Below are 14,410 nucleotides of genomic sequence, written 5' to 3'. Positions count from 1 at the left end.
GAAATAAATGAGAAATTTAGAATAATTATCTCAAGATTTAATAAAACAGATTAATCCAACTTATTTAGAGCATAAGTACAAAATATTACACTAATAAGTTGGAATGAATAATAAAATACTGTAATAATTGAATAATAACACCATCAAGTTCGAATTGCAATATATTTTAATATTATAATTATATATTAGATTGTTACGATAAATACATAGGTACTGTTAAAACAGAAAAAGCAAAGCAAAATAGGAAAATTAAATTTTTTGAAACATTAAATAATTATCTTGACAAAGAAACTATTGAGGCTTTTGATGATGTGTTATCAAATTAATATCCGAACTTTTCTATTGACATAGTCGTACGACTATTCTATAATATCCTTATAGAAAGGAGTTGATACTATGCCTGAAATTACAAGGTTTTATGGAATTGTCATTAAAATATTTTTTCTAAGAGAACACAATCCACCACATTTCCACGCTGTATATGATGAACATAATGGTATTTTTGAAATTGAAACTCTAAAAATGCTTGAAGGTGACCTTTCTAAAAAAGCTCAATCACTAATAGTTGAATGGGCAGGCAATTACAAAGCTGAACTAATGGAAATGTGGAATAAAAAACAATTACAAAAGCTGCCGCCCCTTGAATAAGGGGGACAGCCTTTACAGGAGGATTGTAATGAATATAAAAGTAAAAGAAGTTAAACCTCTTGATGATTTGAAGCTTGATGTACTTTTTACAAATGGCATACGCAAAATATATGATGTTAAAAAAGCTATGTCTTACTATGAACCATTCAAAGAACTGGAAAATAATCCTTATCTTTTCAAACAGGCAAAGGTTGACTGTGGGGGCTGTGCAGTATGTTGGAATGATGAGATAGATGTTACCGAATGGGAATTATGGGAGATGGGGGAAGTGGTTCAGACTGCTGAAAAAATAAGTAATATCCATTTCAACCGTAATGGGCAAGGACGAATGGGCACTAAAATTACCCTTCCTCTTTCTTGGATTGAAACAATGGGATTTAGTGAGAACAATAAAGAAGCCTGCCTTTTCTTTGATGGAGATTCCATATCAATAAAGTCTAAAAATGCCTAAAAAGTGGGATTTCTCTCAAATCTGAAGAAACACTAATTTTTTCCCATTCAATAGATGAGAATTTCATCTTTTTTATTTTTTCCAAATACTCCTTTTGTTCCTTCGTAACAATATCGAAATATGAGTCCGTATATGGAAGAATATCTGTATCTACTTCTGACATTTCTTTATTTACACAGACATCATGTTCGACATTTTCTGCAGCTTCAATCTCCCAAAAGTTCTGCTCCGAAGTTATTATCTCTCTCATTGTCAGCTTTCCTGTAAGAAGATTATACAGCTTATCAACATCAGTTTTCACTATAATATACTTATCATTATCAATATCTGTAGATAAAACTACATAATACTGGCCTTTTTCATCTTCACAAATAAAATAAACCGGTATTCCATCAAAATCTACCAATACCTCTGAAAGTATTAAGTCTACGGAATCTATCCTAAAACATAATTCTTTATCCATATTTCACCACAATTCTCAATATACTTCACCAATCATCTTGATTATATTTCTTCTACAATATCAATATTACTCAAATTTATATCCTTTTCTGTCTCTTCTTCAATAACAAAATTACTCAAATCTACATTTTCATATAGCCACCAATTTATATGTCCATTTCCTTCGTTGGTTAATTGAGGACCACCCTCTTCATATACATAACCTACACATATTTTTTGAGAGGGGCGTGGCAACTTCATTGCATTTTTTAATTTACTCCTGTCCTGAAATAAAGAAGTTCCATAATAGCTAATATCATTCGGGTCTATTTTCTGTCCTCGCTTTTTCTTAATAACAACTCCATCTGACATAGATACTTCAATATTAGAGCGAAAATCTTCTCTACCCACCGGTGTAAAATCATCCTTATTACGCCTAATACATCTATAAGCTTTTATTTTATCATAATGATAGCTAATTCCTTCCGGAAATGTTAATTCTTTCCTTAATAACTTATTCTTTAATACCGCAGGAAACAAATCATCCAAACAATCCACATTATTTTTTAAATCGTGCATAAGCTTTACCTTATTAAAACAATTATTTCTTCATAATATATCAAAAAACAGCACAGTTTGTCAAGCTACTGAAGCCCTGCCTCATACAAATTGAGTAGTTATCGGACTTCAATTTAGGGACTTTCAATCTTTGGAAATGTACGGCAAGGTACACCAAAAACACCCCGACAGTTTCCTGTCGGGGTGTTGATAGCTACAATTAGTAAGCTATATTATTTAGTTTTCTTTGTAGACTTTTTAGCCTTTTTAGCTGTCTTCTTAACAGCTTTTTTAGCTTTTTTGGTCTTCTTTGTAGACTTTTTAGCCTTTTTAGCTTTTTTAGCTTTTTTCTTCTTTGTTGCTTTCTTGTCTTCTGTCTTCTTGTCTTCTGTCTTATTCTCTTCAGTCTTCTTCTCTTCAGTCTTCTTCTCTTCTGTCTTCTTTGTTTCGTCCTTCTTAGGCTCTTCCTTCTTTGGCTCCTCTTTCTTAGGCTCTTCCTTCTTTATTGTAAGAGGTGTGCTAGGAACATAAGCTGCAGCCTTGTTACCCTCAGCTGAAGATGCTCTCTCTGTAATTGTAACGATTACTGAACCAGGAAGTAAATATGCCTTATTAAAATCAGCATGATTTATTGCTTTATCTGTAACTGAAGCTGTAATCTCAGCTGTTGCAGGAGAAACTTCATAAGCTGTTTCTTTAGCAAATACAAAATCTTTTAAGCTTACAGGAGCTGTAGTATCACCTTTCTTTCTAATAAGATACTTGGTCTTATCACCAATTCTATTAAGGAAGTCTCCAGGTGTACGATACTGTGCTTCAAATGGCTGACCATCTCTATCTGAAACCATATTAAAGTTAATTGTCTTTGTAAGAGCTTCGTTGCCCTTAACCTTAATTGTAAGCTTACCTGGACGCAAGCTAAGGCTTGCAGGAGTAGAAGCCATAAGCTTTCCTGTCTGTCCTGCATACTCATAAGTAACCTCATCTTTTGCACTACCTATTGAAGCAGCATCAATCTTAAGAGTAGCTTTATCATTATCTGTTGTAACCTTGATACCATAGAACTTTTTGTCATCCATAGAGGTATCAACTGCTTTAACTTCTATAACAGCTGATTCTGCCGGAAGAACAACTTTTCCTTCACCAGTTGATTTTACAGTTACAGCCTTATCTTTAAGAATAGCCTTAATTTTATAGTTTTTATCAGCAGCCTCACTACCACCTGTATGATCCATTACATCTATAACATGAACTGTATCATTGCCTTCCTTTACTTCTTTTACTTCAGCAGGCTTTGCTTTTGGATCAAGAGCATTTTTATATAAATAATAGTCTGCATTCTTATCGTAGTTTGTTATCTTAATCTGATACTTGTCTTTTACCTGTACTCCTGTAGGAACAGTTGTCTTTTCACAAACAAGCTTTATTTTAGCATCTGGCTGTCCATTTGTTGCCTCAATCTTAATGTTCTTATCAGTATCTGAAAAACCTGTTATTTTGTCAGCAAGAGCAGTAGCAACAGCCTCATCTGCAGCTGTTACCTTATACTTAATATCTGCTGAAAGCTTTTCATCTTCAAAACTCTTATAGCCATCTACCATAAGTGTATCAGCTTTCTCAGAAAGTGTAAACTTTAATCCACTTATAAGCTCAGGCAGAGTAACTCTCCTCTGATTTATCAACTTAACTGTATGAACCGGAGAAGCAAAGAGATTAGCTGTATGTTTTTTTCTAACTTCAAATTCCTTAACTGTTCCTAGACCCACAGTTCCTTTATGTGGGAAACTATTATTAGAATCTACCTCGTTCCACTCTGTCTTTCCTTTTTCACGCCATTGGAGACCAGCTCCAGCTATCTGGTAAGTTTCAGGTGCTTTAACATCCGCAGTATCTGGCTTAGCTTGTTCTTTACCTTCTATACTATCTACACTACCACCAATAACAGTATTAGGTGTTTCAGCTTTCACTGTACCATCTTTAACAATAGCAAGAACAACTGTAGCACCTAAATTTTCAGGAACATCCACCATAATCTTATTATCTTCTGAACCGGTTTTAATTGTTCTCTTAGACTTTACAGCATCTTCAATAGCTTTAGATACAGTTGCTCCAAAACCTACATAATGTACATTAGTTGTTATTACATTTTTAATACCATCTTTGGTAAGTGTAAGTTCTCTATCTCCTGAAACTGAAGCTACCATGCCAGTATAAGCAGCACTTTCGCCTGCATTAAATTCATAATTCGTCTCTGCCTTTACCTCTATAGCTGTACCAGGCATAACTACAGGACTTACTGTGCCGAGGGCTACTGCTGCAGTAAGCATAAGCACGCCCGCAAAATGTTTCTTTCTCATTTTCATTCCTCCTAAATTTTGAATAAATGTTACCTAAATAAATAGGCAATAGTTTTTAATATAACTGAGGTTATTCTAATCCCCCACCCTTGATTTGTCAAGCATTTTTGCCAAGTTTTCGCAAAAAACAAAAATTGTAAGGTTTCTGCCATAATCGTGACATACTACCGCAAAAATGATGACATAAAGAAAGCTGTTTAGGTAAAATACACCAACTGCTCACCCGCCTCAGCCCTCTTTAGAGACTCCTTAGCATAAAGCACAATTCCCTTTCCTTTGTAGTCCTTACAGTATTCGTACCTCGCCTCAGCCTCTATATGTACCCAGTCCTTTTGGTTAAACTCGGAGGCATTGGGAGCATGGCAGACAAAGCCTATGAACTGTACATCTGCTGCACAACAGGTCATTGCAAACCGCCCCGGAACCAGCTTATCCGCAGGGAAGTTCTTATCCCTGTAGACAAGCCCTCTAAACTTAATGGTCTTGCCTTTGTATTTTTCGGGATGCTCCATAGCATCTAAGTACCAAAGTCCAAAATCATCATCCTCAAGCTCTATTACAGCCGTATCTGTATCAAAGGGCAGGCTTTCTATGTAGGCATCATCAAGGTTGCCCTTTTCATCCTCATAAAGAATCTGAGCCTTTCTGTTAAGAGCCTTAATCCTTCTTCTATAGCCTCCCCTGAGTTCTGTGTCTGTAACTCTGTTAAATACAACAAGGTCTGCCGGCTTTACCTGCTCCATAAGAAAACTTCCCATATTTTGCAGGTAGTTTTCAAAGGTAGAGCCGTCTATCAGATTGATACATTGTACAAGCATCCAGTTCTCGGGAAACTCGTCAATAATTTCCTGTGGAATCCACATTCCGTTATTTTCAATAATTACCCTGTCCGGATTGTATTCTTTTTCAAGTTTTTTAAGAAATTCCTCAGTTATCTCTTCCTTATCTTCTACTACAACTGTAGAGATTTTATTTCTCTTTAAAAGTTTTTCAGAAAGCTCCACCTCTCCTTCTTCACACATTATAAAAAGGGAGATATTGCCGTCTTCAAACTCTCCCCCCTCAAGGGTATCCCTTAAGAAGGCTGTTTTTCCACTCTCAAGCATACCTGTAAACATATAGACAGGTATATCTTTTTCATAAGCCATAGTTTCTCCTTACAGTCTTATTATACCTCAAAAAGTTCTTTAATTGCTTCTTTTTTAAGCCTAGAGCCTATTACACAGAGTTTGCCCGTAACATCCGGACTACCGCTCCTTACTTCAAATTCTCCCGGAGTAAGGTCAAATTCCAGCCAATCAGCTCCTTCAGACTGTACTATGCCCTTTGCACGAAGGATGATGCCGAGACCGTTGCCCCAAGCTAATGTATCTAAAATCTTTTCAAGGTCTTCTTTTGTAAAATGCTTAGGAGTAGTAATTCCCCAGCTGTCAAAGACCTCATCTGCATGGTGGTGATGGTGACCGTGGTGATGACGGCAACAGCATTCATGCCCTTCTTCATGCTCATGATGGTGATGCTCGTGGTGATGACCGCAGCAGCATTCGTGCTCCTCTTCATGCTCATGATGATGCTCGTGGTGATGACCGCAGCAGCATTCGTGCTCTTCTTCATGCTCATGATGATGACCGTGGCAGCATTCATGCCCTTCTTCATGCTCATGCTCGTGATGATGCTCGCAGGCTTCTAATTCTTCTTTTGTAAATAAGGCGTCTTTAACCTCATCCCTTGCTCCTTCCATAGCATCAAGGAGCTGCTTACCTGTGAGGCTGTCCCAGTCTGTAGTAACTATGACTGCCTTATTATTAAGTTCTTTTATGGCAGCTACCGCCTTGGTAAGCTTAGATTCGGAGGTCTTAGCGGTACGGCTTAGGACTACAGTATGGGCATTTTCTATCTGATCGTTAAAAAATTCACCAAAGTTTTTCATGTACATTGTAGCCTTGCCGGCATCCGCTACCGCAATAAAACTGTTTAATTCTACATTTTCAAAATCTTTTTCTACATCAGCAACTGCCTTAATTACATCTGACAGCTTGCCCACTCCCGAAGGCTCTATTATTATCCTGTCAGGCTCATATTTTGCTATTACATCTCTTAAGGCTGTACCGAAATCTCCTACTAAGGTACAGCAGATACAGCCGGAGTTCATCTCTGTAATTTCGATGCCCGCCTCCTTAAGGAAACCTCCGTCTATGCCTATTTCTCCAAATTCATTTTCAATAAGCACAAGCTTTTCTCCCGACAACGCTTCCTTAATAAGCTTTTTAATCAGGGTGGTCTTTCCTGCTCCTAAAAACCCTGAAATTATATCTATCTTTGTCATCTTTCTTCTTCCTTTCGTCTATTTCAGCCGGTTATATAAAACTAACTGAGCAAGACTTATATTAACACATCAAATTTTCAATTGCAACTTATACCAGTCCCAACTTTTTAAGCACATCTTCAAACTTGTCTGTATCAAGAGGCTTGTTGGCATAGCCGTCACAGCCAAGTTCAAAGGCTCCATCTACATAGTTGAGGTCGCTAAGAGCGGAAACCATAATTATCTTAGGGCATTTATCTGCCGACAGTTGAAGCCTTTTTTCAGATTCTCTTATTCTATACAGTGCTTCTATGCCGTCAGTCCCCGGCATCATTATATCTAAGCAGATTAAATCATAGTATTCTCCATCCTCTGCCGCAAACTCAAAGGCGGCAACGGCTTCTTCTCCATCCACTGTAGCATCTACTTCTCCATATTTGCTTAAAAAACTTATCCCAAACTTTCTGCTGGCATAATCGTCTTCGGCCAGTAAAATTCTCATTTCATCCTCCTTATTATTCGGAAATATGGTCAAACGGAAGCTCTATATCCACCTCTGTCCCTTTTCCTTCTTCGCTTTTAAGTATGACTCTTCCATTTATTTCTTCTATCAGATGTGCTACCTGATCAAGCCCCACTCCTCGTCCTGAATAATCACCTATAGTCTTTCTGGTGGTAAATCCTGCCATAAACGGTATCTTAAGTATGTCTTCCATACTGTAGGTTTCCTTAGGATTAAGGAGGATTCCCTTCATCTCAGCCGCCTTAAGTATCTTGTCCGGATTGATGCCCGCTCCGTCATCTGAAAAATGAATTTCTATACCTTTGAATTTATCTGACTTCATAAATTCAACCCTTATATGCCCCTCTTCTTCCTTGCCTTTTTTCACTCTGGCTATAGGTGTTTCTATACCATGGTCTACGGCATTTCGTATAAGATGGGTCAGTGCCTTTGAAAGATTGCCTGTCTTGTATTTTTCTATATAAAGAGCAGTTTCTTCATCTTCAAGCCCTATTATTTCAAACTCAGCCTTTTTGCCTGTATGTTTTAAGAGGTCTTTGGCAGCAAGCTTTGCCTTAGAGGCTACCGATGAAAAGTCCATCATCCTTGCATCCATAACCCAAGCCTTAATCCCCTGTGCCAAATGGTCAATTTCATCAAGTTCCGCTGCCTTCCCGGCAGCCTTAAGTTCATCCATTATATGTTCAAGCCTTACACTTAACTTCCTGATTTCTTCCATCTTATCATCGGTAATATCGAAGCTGATGAGCCTGTTCTTAAGCGAACTCAGGATTTCTGCAGGAGTCTTAGGCTTATTTAAGCCGTCTTCGCTCTTTTTATTCTCATCCATCAAAAGTCCGTCAAATACTCCCCTTTTAGGAGAGACTAAGGCTGCATCGCTTTCAGGCCTGCTAGGTATGTAATACTGTTTTCTTTCTGCCGGTGCAGCCGTAGGAAGCTTATTAAAACCCACCACTCCTGTATCCATTTGGCTTATCAGCTCCATAATCTCGCTGTTATCACCATTTACCTTTTCATTATGTGTAAGCTTATAAAGCTCATTATGTATGAACTCCGAATAAGCAGTAAGCACCTCATTAAAAGGCTCAAATTCAGGCTTTTCCGCCCTCACATCCCTATAGCAGTCTAAAAGCTTTTCGAGTGTTCCGCTCACCTGTGCTATACCGTCAAAGAGGAGCATACTCGCATCTCTTCGGATTATCCTTACGAGTTTGGCAAGCTCCGCTATAAGTTCCCTGCCAAAATCTCCTGCCTGCTCAGCACTCAGCCTGTACTTATCAAAGGCGCTGATGGAATCTCCCGCTTCAGTTACAAACATTTCAATAATAGGTTCTTTTTTTGCTACTCCCAAATCAATTCCTCCTTATCCCGCTCTGTATCTTAAAAAATATATCTACTATACTTGGATCAAAACTTTTTCCGGATTCCAACTTAATTATCTCAAGTGCCTCTTCATGTGTGTAGGCATCTCTGTAGCATTTGTCCCTTGTAAGTGTATCATATACATCTATCAAAGAAAAGATTCTTGCTGAAATCGGTATACCTTTTTCCTTAAGCCCCTTAGGATAACCTGTACCGTCCCATTTTTCATGATGGTAATAGGCTATGTCAATTGCCATACCGAGGTAGCGGCTAAATTCATTATGACTATATACTTCTGTCAAAGTCCTTGCTCCTATCTCGGCATGTGTCTTCATTACCGTCATTTCATCCGAATTAAGCTTACCTTTTTTAAGCAGAATCCTGTCGCTTATCGCAAGTGTACCTATGTCATGGAGAGGTGCTGCAAGTCCTATGTCTTCAATAAAGTTATTGCTTATATATTTTTCATATTCAGGCGAAAGCTGAAGACTTTGTGCTAAAAAAGCTGAATTTGCAGACACATTCAACATATGGGTTCCTGTAGGGTCTTCTCTTGATTCTGCAAGCCTTACAAGTCCATATATAAGATATCTCTGGTCATCGGTAATCTTTGCTATCTGGGAATTCATCATCCTGTGTAACCTTTTATTATACTCTTCAAGTTCCCTCTGCATAACGAGATTTTTAATCTGAGTATTTATTCTAAGCTTTACTTCATCAAAATCAAAAGGTTTCACTATAAAGTCTACTGCACCTACATTATATCCTTTTTTTCTCGAATCGGCATCTCCCATAGCCGATACAAAGATTACAGGTATGTCCGCCGTCTTCGGATTTGCCTTTAACATTTCACAAAATTCGTAACCGTCTATATCCGGCATGGATATATCGGACAAAATAAGATCCGGAGGCAATGCCTTTATAGCCTCCATAGCCTGTTTCACATTCTGTACAGGCCTTGCTATAAACCCTGCATCTTTTACTATATCAGACATTACCGCAAGGCTTGTAAGCACATCATCAATAATAAGAATATTTGTTTTCATATCTTTCTACCCTTTAAAAGCCAATTTCCGCAAGTTTACTCTTTAATAAATTAAACTGGGCTATTGCCTTATCATGATCCCCTCGGCGAATAATAAGTTCCAGCCTGAAGGCTTCTTTTTTAAGCCTCTGTTCAGATTCGTCATCCGATATAAGATTTTTTATAACACCGGCAAAATTCTCCGCCTTTTCCCAGTTTTCAAGTTCGATACAGATGAAAAGCTTTTCAAGTGCCGAATTAATCTCCCTTATATTCTCACTCGTTCCAAACTGATAGACACTGTCCGAATTTGCCGTAAGCTTCCAACCCTTAGCTCCGTCTCCTGCATATCTGGATTCTTCTTCAGATTCCGTATACTGTCCGCTTCCTTCATAGATGAAGTTACCGTTCGGCAATTCTACTCCTGTAGTCTCTCCTGCACTTTCACTCTTTTTCAATATTACATTGAACGAAAACGAACTGCCCTTGCCTGCTTCGCTTTCAACCTTAATGCCTCCCCCCATAAGTTCTACAAGCTTCTTAGTTATGGAAAGTCCCAAACCTGTACCTCCAAACCGCCTTGTAGTAGAGGCATCTACCTGTGAAAATTTCTTAAACAGCTTGTCCATATTTTCCTTGGCTATACCTATGCCGGTATCCACCACCATAAAGAAGAGTTCCACAAAATCATCCTCTTCACGAATCAGCGAAGCCTCTACCGCTATATGACCTATTGTAGTAAATTTAATTGCATTACTTAGGAGGTTGTTAAATATCTGAGTGAGCCTAAGTTCATCGCCTATCAGGTACTTAGGTATGTCATCGCCTACATGTACAAGGAGTTTCAAGCCTTTTTCATTTACTAAGGTTACATTAAATGCCATTACATTATTTAAAAACTCCCTAAATGAAAATGCCTTATTTTCAAGTACCAGCTTGTCAGATTCCATCTTTGAAAAATCTAAAAGATCATTTATTATCTTAGACATATTTACACAGCAGTTTTCTATTATGCCTACAGTTTCAAGTTGGTAGGAATTAAGCTCCGTATTAAAAAGGTTCTTAGCCATGCCCTGGATACCATTTACCGGAGTCCTAAGTTCATGGGTAATATTGGATACAAATTCTGTTTTATACTTTAATTCGGATTTTAATTCTTCTTTACACGCCGCAAGCTCCCTTGCCATATTTTTGTTTTCTGTTTGGTCGATTGCAAATACTACATATCCCTGCTCTCCAAATTTCATTATTTTTACATCTGCCGGAAAGCATGTTTTGTTCTTTCTATAAATATCTGTTTCAACATTTTCAAATGCTGAAGTTTCTTCTAAAACAAGATTCGGAAATATATCACTGAAGCTGCCGGTCAGCTCTCCCTGCAGACAGCCTAAACTTTCCTTAGCCTTATTTGAGCAGTCCATAAAGTCTCCTGCCAAATCGAATACAAACACCAGTTCAAGACATTCCTCTTTGAGAATATTAAAAAGTTCCATATCAACATACATATTCCACCTCCCATACACATTTTGTGAAAGTGCATACAATCATACACTTTTTCATTTGACATTTTACAGATAAAATTATATATTAATATCATGTTGTTTTACAATTTCCCCATATAGGAGGTAGTTAATGAATTTTCACTTAAGACTTAAACAGCTCCGCCAAAAGCATGGACTTACTCAGGGTGAACTCGCCAAGATGTTAGGTCTGAAACCTACTGCGATTTCAAATTATGAATCCAACAGGAACGAACCTTCTTTTGACAAGCTTATAGCTCTGTCCAAAGAATTCGATGTTACCTGTGATTATTTACTCGGCATATCTGATTCTGCCCTTCCTATAGGCGGTGAAATACTGGACAAGGAAATAGTTGATTTCTTCTTGGTATATCAGCAGCTTATGCCGGAAAGTGCAGCTTCCATAAGAGACTATGCGGATTTTCTCCTTGATAAGCAGGAAAATAAGAAGGGGTGTAAATAGCTTTAATTGGTGCCGCTCGTCCCAAAACCTCCCCTGTCTTCATTTTCAAGGGAAGTTACTTCAAGGAAATTTATCTTAGGCTGATGCTTCATTATACGGAACTGGCAGAGCCTGTCACCTACATGTACCTCTGTATCTCTCATTGCAAGGGCCGGCCACTTCCATTCATCAGCATCTCCTTTATAGCTTTCATCTATTACTCCCATATGATTAGTCTGTATAAGTCCGAAATTTTTATATGTAGAACTTCTCGGCACTACATGAGCCTCATAACCCTCCGGCAACTCCATTGCAACTCCAAGCCTTATCAGTCTGAATTCTCCCTTTTTCATAGTCACATTTTCTGCTACTCTAAGGTCTATCCAGTCTGAATTACCCGCTATGTAACAGAGTTTTTCTATCTCATCCGTAAAATATTTAATCTTTATTGTTTCCATTTATACTCCTAATGCTCTAAGCCTTCTTCTTGCTTCTACCGCCCTCTGAGTGTTGCTATGTTCATTTATGACCTTATTATACCACTCGGCTGCCTTTGTTTTATCGGCGAGCCTGTCATAACATCTTCCCGTAAAATAAATTGAATCCACATTAAGAGGATTCATCTTAATCGAAGTCTCAAATATCTTTAGGGCATCTTCAAATTTTCCTCTGTTATATGCTCCAAATCCCTCTTGGAAGAGCTTCTTAGACTGTTCCTCAAATACTTTTGTAGAAAGCTGGTTGTACAGATTCAGCATATTTTTATTGGTGATTGTTGCCTTATTCACTCCCAATAATACCTCTGCCGCTTTTGCCTTATCATCCATAACAAAATAGGCTGCTGCCTCTGCCAAAGAGCCATAGTCATTAGTTTCAGTTTTCTTAGTATTTTCTGAAAGTTGTTTATTCTTGGATTCAAGCATTCCTGTTCGTTTTTTCAGTTCTTCATTTTCACTTTTTAGCGAATCAAATTCAGCATTAGTCTTTGCCATAGTCTCACTCAGGCTTACTATTTCCGCATTTTTATTTTCAATAGACTTAGCCCTTATTCCGGGTACTATTGCTATCATAAAAAATGCCATTCCAAATACTATTCCAACCAGGAGGTTAATCCAAGGAAGTATTCCATGCTTATTATCCCTGTAGGCACTTGCAGGTGCAAAAGATTCCCTTGCATTAAGCACCAGTTTATCTGCCGCCACATCCTCCGTCCTGTCTTCACCGGCATCTGTACCCTGAATTTCATTAAGATAAAAAATAGCTGTCGGGTTTGCTATATCCACTTTAAGCAGCATTTTTAAGTATTTTTTAGCCTGAATCTGATTTCCCGTCTTAATACTTAAAAGTGCTAAAAGCTGCAACCCTTTTATATGCCTTCCATTTAATGAAATCAGTTTTTTCAACTGTATGATTGCAAGATCATATGTGCCTGCTTTTGCAAGCTTTAATGAGGCATTATATTTTTTAACTACCTTTTCCGCACCGTCAAGCCTTGCCAGATTATTTTGAAAATATGACAGGTAACTTATCGCAAGATTATCTTCAGGCTGAAAATGTCCACTTATTATCCATTCGCTTAAAGCTTGTGCAATCTCCCCCATCTCACTGTAAATAAGTCCCAAGAGATTCCTTGCATTGGTATTTTTTTTATTAATTTTAAGGCTGTTTTCAAGGCTTATTACAGCTCCCGAAAGATCTCCCGCCTTTGCTTTCTCAAGTCCGTCATTATAACATCTATTCGAAATCATATAAAGCTTTTTAAATATTTGTATATCACTACCGCATTTTTCGCAAATGTTTCCGGCTGTAAGTTTTGTATTACAATAAGGGCACTGCATATTATTACCTCATCTCCCCTGTTTCTCTAAGTAATTCTTTAATAAGGTCAGCCACATCCGACATATCATTATGCCTTACGACATCCTCTACCTCTTCAACCTCGAGGCTTGGCTGAAATTTTTCAAGTTCTTTATCAAAATCCAACATACTATCTCCCTTCAAAGCATAATAAAAGTGGCATGAAATACAAATTTCTGCATTAAAATCATACCACATTTTTTAGGCTTATTCAATTATAATCAATAATTATTCTCTTTTGGTATTACGCCACACATTTTCATACTTGACATTCTCTATATCTTCGTGTATACTTTATTCGTTGTCTAGGGGATTGGTCAAATGGTATGACAAGGGTCTCCAAAACCTTTAGCGGGGGTTCGATTCCCTCATCCCCTGTACTTTCGAGGAAGCAGAAATGCTTCCTCTTTTTCATCTGATTCAATCTTCTCTCTGATTTCTCTGAATCTTTTTCCACCTTCCAGATTGTATCACTTTGTATTATTTATCATTGCTCTATATTGCGGCTTATCTTGTTCTGAAATTTCCAGTGCATCAAGTGCCTGCTCTAGAGTTAGTTTTAGATTTGTCATCAACCTTTTTAAAGATAGGATGATACCCTTCTCTATACCTTGTTCTATTCCCTTCTCTATTCCCCGCTCTATTCCTTGCTCTATTCCTTGCTCTATACCTCGCTCTATTCCTTGCTCTATTCCTCGCTCTATTCCTTGTTCTATACCTTGCTCTATTCCCTTCTCTATTCCTCTTGCTTCCAGTGCGTCCAAGTATTCACACATATCTGACTTCCTCCCTTCTTTTTCATCTGATTCAATCTTCTCTCGGATTTCTCTGAACCTTTTGTCGCCTTCTACCTCGTAGAGCACATCTAATGTTTCGGAGCGATGTTTAATCTGATTCCTCTCCGGTCTGTAACCCTCTATGT

General features: G+C 37.8%; 16 protein-coding genes and 1 tRNA gene. 4 read left to right on the top strand and 13 right to left on the bottom strand.

The features are described 5' to 3' along the window. Window positions 1–396 precede the first annotated feature (396 nt). Both ACTTKP_RS08570 and ACTTKP_RS08565 read left to right on the top strand, forming a co-directional pair. Window positions 397–648 (top strand): DUF4160 domain-containing protein, encoded by a 252-nt coding sequence (locus ACTTKP_RS08570; RefSeq protein ID WP_442553483.1) that lies wholly within the window; start codon window positions 397–399, stop codon window positions 646–648. A 28-nt stretch (window positions 649–676) separates the two neighbouring features. Next, window positions 677–1,099, top strand: a complete 423-nt coding sequence (locus ACTTKP_RS08565) for a DUF2442 domain-containing protein (protein ID WP_442553482.1) — start codon at window positions 677–679, stop codon at window positions 1,097–1,099. Here ACTTKP_RS08565 and ACTTKP_RS08560 read toward each other — a convergent pair. From ACTTKP_RS08560 to ACTTKP_RS08520, 9 genes are all read right to left on the bottom strand, one after another. Then, entirely contained in the window at window positions 1,086–1,562 is a 477-nt protein-coding gene (locus ACTTKP_RS08560) for a hypothetical protein (RefSeq protein WP_442553481.1), read from the bottom strand. The genes ACTTKP_RS08565 and ACTTKP_RS08560 overlap by 14 nt on opposite strands. A gap of 41 nt (window positions 1,563–1,603) precedes the next feature. Beyond that, on the bottom strand, window positions 1,604–2,119 hold the full coding sequence (locus ACTTKP_RS08555; RefSeq protein ID WP_442553480.1) for a hypothetical protein: 516 nt from the start codon (window positions 2,117–2,119) through the stop codon (window positions 1,604–1,606). Window positions 2,120–2,331: 212 nt separating this feature from the next. Then, the gene (locus ACTTKP_RS08550) at window positions 2,332–4,455 is read right to left on the bottom strand and encodes a hypothetical protein (RefSeq protein WP_442553479.1); all 2,124 of its coding nucleotides are present in this window, start codon (window positions 4,453–4,455) and stop codon (window positions 2,332–2,334) included. 197 nt (window positions 4,456–4,652) lie between these two features. Next, the gene (locus ACTTKP_RS08545; protein ID WP_442553478.1) at window positions 4,653–5,603 is read right to left on the bottom strand and encodes a TIGR03943 family putative permease subunit; all 951 of its coding nucleotides are present in this window, start codon (window positions 5,601–5,603) and stop codon (window positions 4,653–4,655) included. A 20-nt stretch (window positions 5,604–5,623) separates the two neighbouring features. Then, complete coding sequence (locus ACTTKP_RS08540) at window positions 5,624–6,781, bottom strand: CobW family GTP-binding protein (protein WP_442553477.1); 1,158 nt, start codon at window positions 6,779–6,781, stop codon at window positions 5,624–5,626. A gap of 88 nt (window positions 6,782–6,869) precedes the next feature. Beyond that, window positions 6,870–7,262: a response regulator gene (locus tag ACTTKP_RS08535; protein WP_442553476.1), complete on the bottom strand. Its 393-nt coding sequence runs from the start codon at window positions 7,260–7,262 to the stop codon at window positions 6,870–6,872. 13 nt (window positions 7,263–7,275) lie between these two features. Continuing rightward, window positions 7,276–8,634, bottom strand: coding sequence for an ATP-binding protein (locus tag ACTTKP_RS08530; RefSeq protein WP_442553475.1), 1,359 nt, complete (start codon window positions 8,632–8,634; stop codon window positions 7,276–7,278). A 1-nt stretch (window position 8,635) separates the two neighbouring features. Then, window positions 8,636–9,691 carry an HD domain-containing phosphohydrolase gene (locus ACTTKP_RS08525; RefSeq protein WP_442553474.1) on the bottom strand — a complete coding sequence of 352 codons (1,056 nt, stop codon included), beginning with the start codon at window positions 9,689–9,691 and terminating at the stop codon, window positions 8,636–8,638. A gap of 13 nt (window positions 9,692–9,704) precedes the next feature. Then, entirely contained in the window at window positions 9,705–11,174 is a 1,470-nt protein-coding gene (locus tag ACTTKP_RS08520; RefSeq protein WP_442553473.1) for an ATP-binding protein, read from the bottom strand. A gap of 127 nt (window positions 11,175–11,301) precedes the next feature. Between ACTTKP_RS08520 and ACTTKP_RS08515 the strand changes: the two genes are divergently transcribed. Further along, entirely contained in the window at window positions 11,302–11,652 is a 351-nt protein-coding gene (locus ACTTKP_RS08515; RefSeq protein ID WP_442553472.1) for a helix-turn-helix domain-containing protein, read from the top strand. Between the two features lie 2 nt (window positions 11,653–11,654). Here ACTTKP_RS08515 and ACTTKP_RS08510 read toward each other — a convergent pair whose 3' ends face one another. Genes ACTTKP_RS08510 through ACTTKP_RS08500 form a run of 3 tightly spaced genes read right to left on the bottom strand, consistent with a single transcriptional unit; the run spans window position 11,655 to window position 13,617 of the window. Continuing rightward, a complete protein-coding gene (locus ACTTKP_RS08510) occupies window positions 11,655–12,089 on the bottom strand; it encodes a dUTP diphosphatase (protein ID WP_442553471.1) in 435 nt (144 codons plus the stop codon). Further along, window positions 12,090–13,469 (bottom strand): tetratricopeptide repeat protein, encoded by a 1,380-nt coding sequence (locus tag ACTTKP_RS08505; protein ID WP_442553470.1) that lies wholly within the window; start codon window positions 13,467–13,469, stop codon window positions 12,090–12,092. It abuts the gene before it with no gap. Between the two features lie 4 nt (window positions 13,470–13,473). Further along, window positions 13,474–13,617 carry a hypothetical protein gene (locus tag ACTTKP_RS08500; protein WP_442553469.1) on the bottom strand — a complete coding sequence of 48 codons (144 nt, stop codon included), beginning with the start codon at window positions 13,615–13,617 and terminating at the stop codon, window positions 13,474–13,476. 178 nt (window positions 13,618–13,795) lie between these two features. Here ACTTKP_RS08500 and ACTTKP_RS08495 point away from each other — a divergent pair. Continuing rightward, window positions 13,796–13,866: transfer RNA gene (locus tag ACTTKP_RS08495), tRNA-Trp, on the top strand. A 92-nt stretch (window positions 13,867–13,958) separates the two neighbouring features. Here ACTTKP_RS08495 and ACTTKP_RS08490 read toward each other — a convergent pair. Next, the coding region (locus ACTTKP_RS08490) for a hypothetical protein (RefSeq protein WP_442553468.1) at window positions 13,959–14,410 on the bottom strand (452 nt) is incomplete at its 5' end.

This window comes from Catonella sp. (assembly GCF_052169795.1).
Taxonomy (GTDB): Bacteria; Bacillota; Clostridia; order Lachnospirales; family Lachnospiraceae; genus Catonella.
Note: the sequence above shows the minus strand (reverse complement) of the source record. Positions and strands in the feature narration are given on the sequence as shown.

Excerpts from the sequence above, each read along its gene's own strand:
- ACTTKP_RS08570 (WP_442553483.1), top strand. The coding sequence starts at position 397 with ATGCCTGAAATTACAAGGTTTTATGGAATTGTCATTAAAATATTTTTT.
- ACTTKP_RS08565 (WP_442553482.1), top strand. The coding sequence starts at position 677 with ATGAATATAAAAGTAAAAGAAGTTAAACCTCTTGATGATTTGAAGCTT.
- ACTTKP_RS08560 (WP_442553481.1), bottom strand. The coding sequence starts at position 1,562 with ATGGATAAAGAATTATGTTTTAGGATAGATTCCGTAGACTTAATACTT.
- ACTTKP_RS08555 (WP_442553480.1), bottom strand. The coding sequence starts at position 2,119 with ATGCACGATTTAAAAAATAATGTGGATTGTTTGGATGATTTGTTTCCT.
- ACTTKP_RS08550 (WP_442553479.1), bottom strand. The coding sequence starts at position 4,455 with ATGAGAAAGAAACATTTTGCGGGCGTGCTTATGCTTACTGCAGCAGTA.
- ACTTKP_RS08545 (WP_442553478.1), bottom strand. The coding sequence starts at position 5,603 with ATGGCTTATGAAAAAGATATACCTGTCTATATGTTTACAGGTATGCTT.
- ACTTKP_RS08540 (WP_442553477.1), bottom strand. The coding sequence starts at position 6,781 with ATGACAAAGATAGATATAATTTCAGGGTTTTTAGGAGCAGGAAAGACC.
- ACTTKP_RS08535 (WP_442553476.1), bottom strand. The coding sequence starts at position 7,262 with ATGAGAATTTTACTGGCCGAAGACGATTATGCCAGCAGAAAGTTTGGG.
- ACTTKP_RS08525 (WP_442553474.1), bottom strand. The coding sequence starts at position 9,691 with ATGAAAACAAATATTCTTATTATTGATGATGTGCTTACAAGCCTTGCG.
- ACTTKP_RS08520 (WP_442553473.1), bottom strand. The coding sequence starts at position 11,174 with ATGTATGTTGATATGGAACTTTTTAATATTCTCAAAGAGGAATGTCTT.
- ACTTKP_RS08515 (WP_442553472.1), top strand. The coding sequence starts at position 11,302 with ATGAATTTTCACTTAAGACTTAAACAGCTCCGCCAAAAGCATGGACTT.
- ACTTKP_RS08510 (WP_442553471.1), bottom strand. The coding sequence starts at position 12,089 with ATGGAAACAATAAAGATTAAATATTTTACGGATGAGATAGAAAAACTC.
- ACTTKP_RS08505 (WP_442553470.1), bottom strand. The coding sequence starts at position 13,469 with ATGCAGTGCCCTTATTGTAATACAAAACTTACAGCCGGAAACATTTGC.
- ACTTKP_RS08500 (WP_442553469.1), bottom strand. The coding sequence starts at position 13,617 with ATGTTGGATTTTGATAAAGAACTTGAAAAATTTCAGCCAAGCCTCGAG.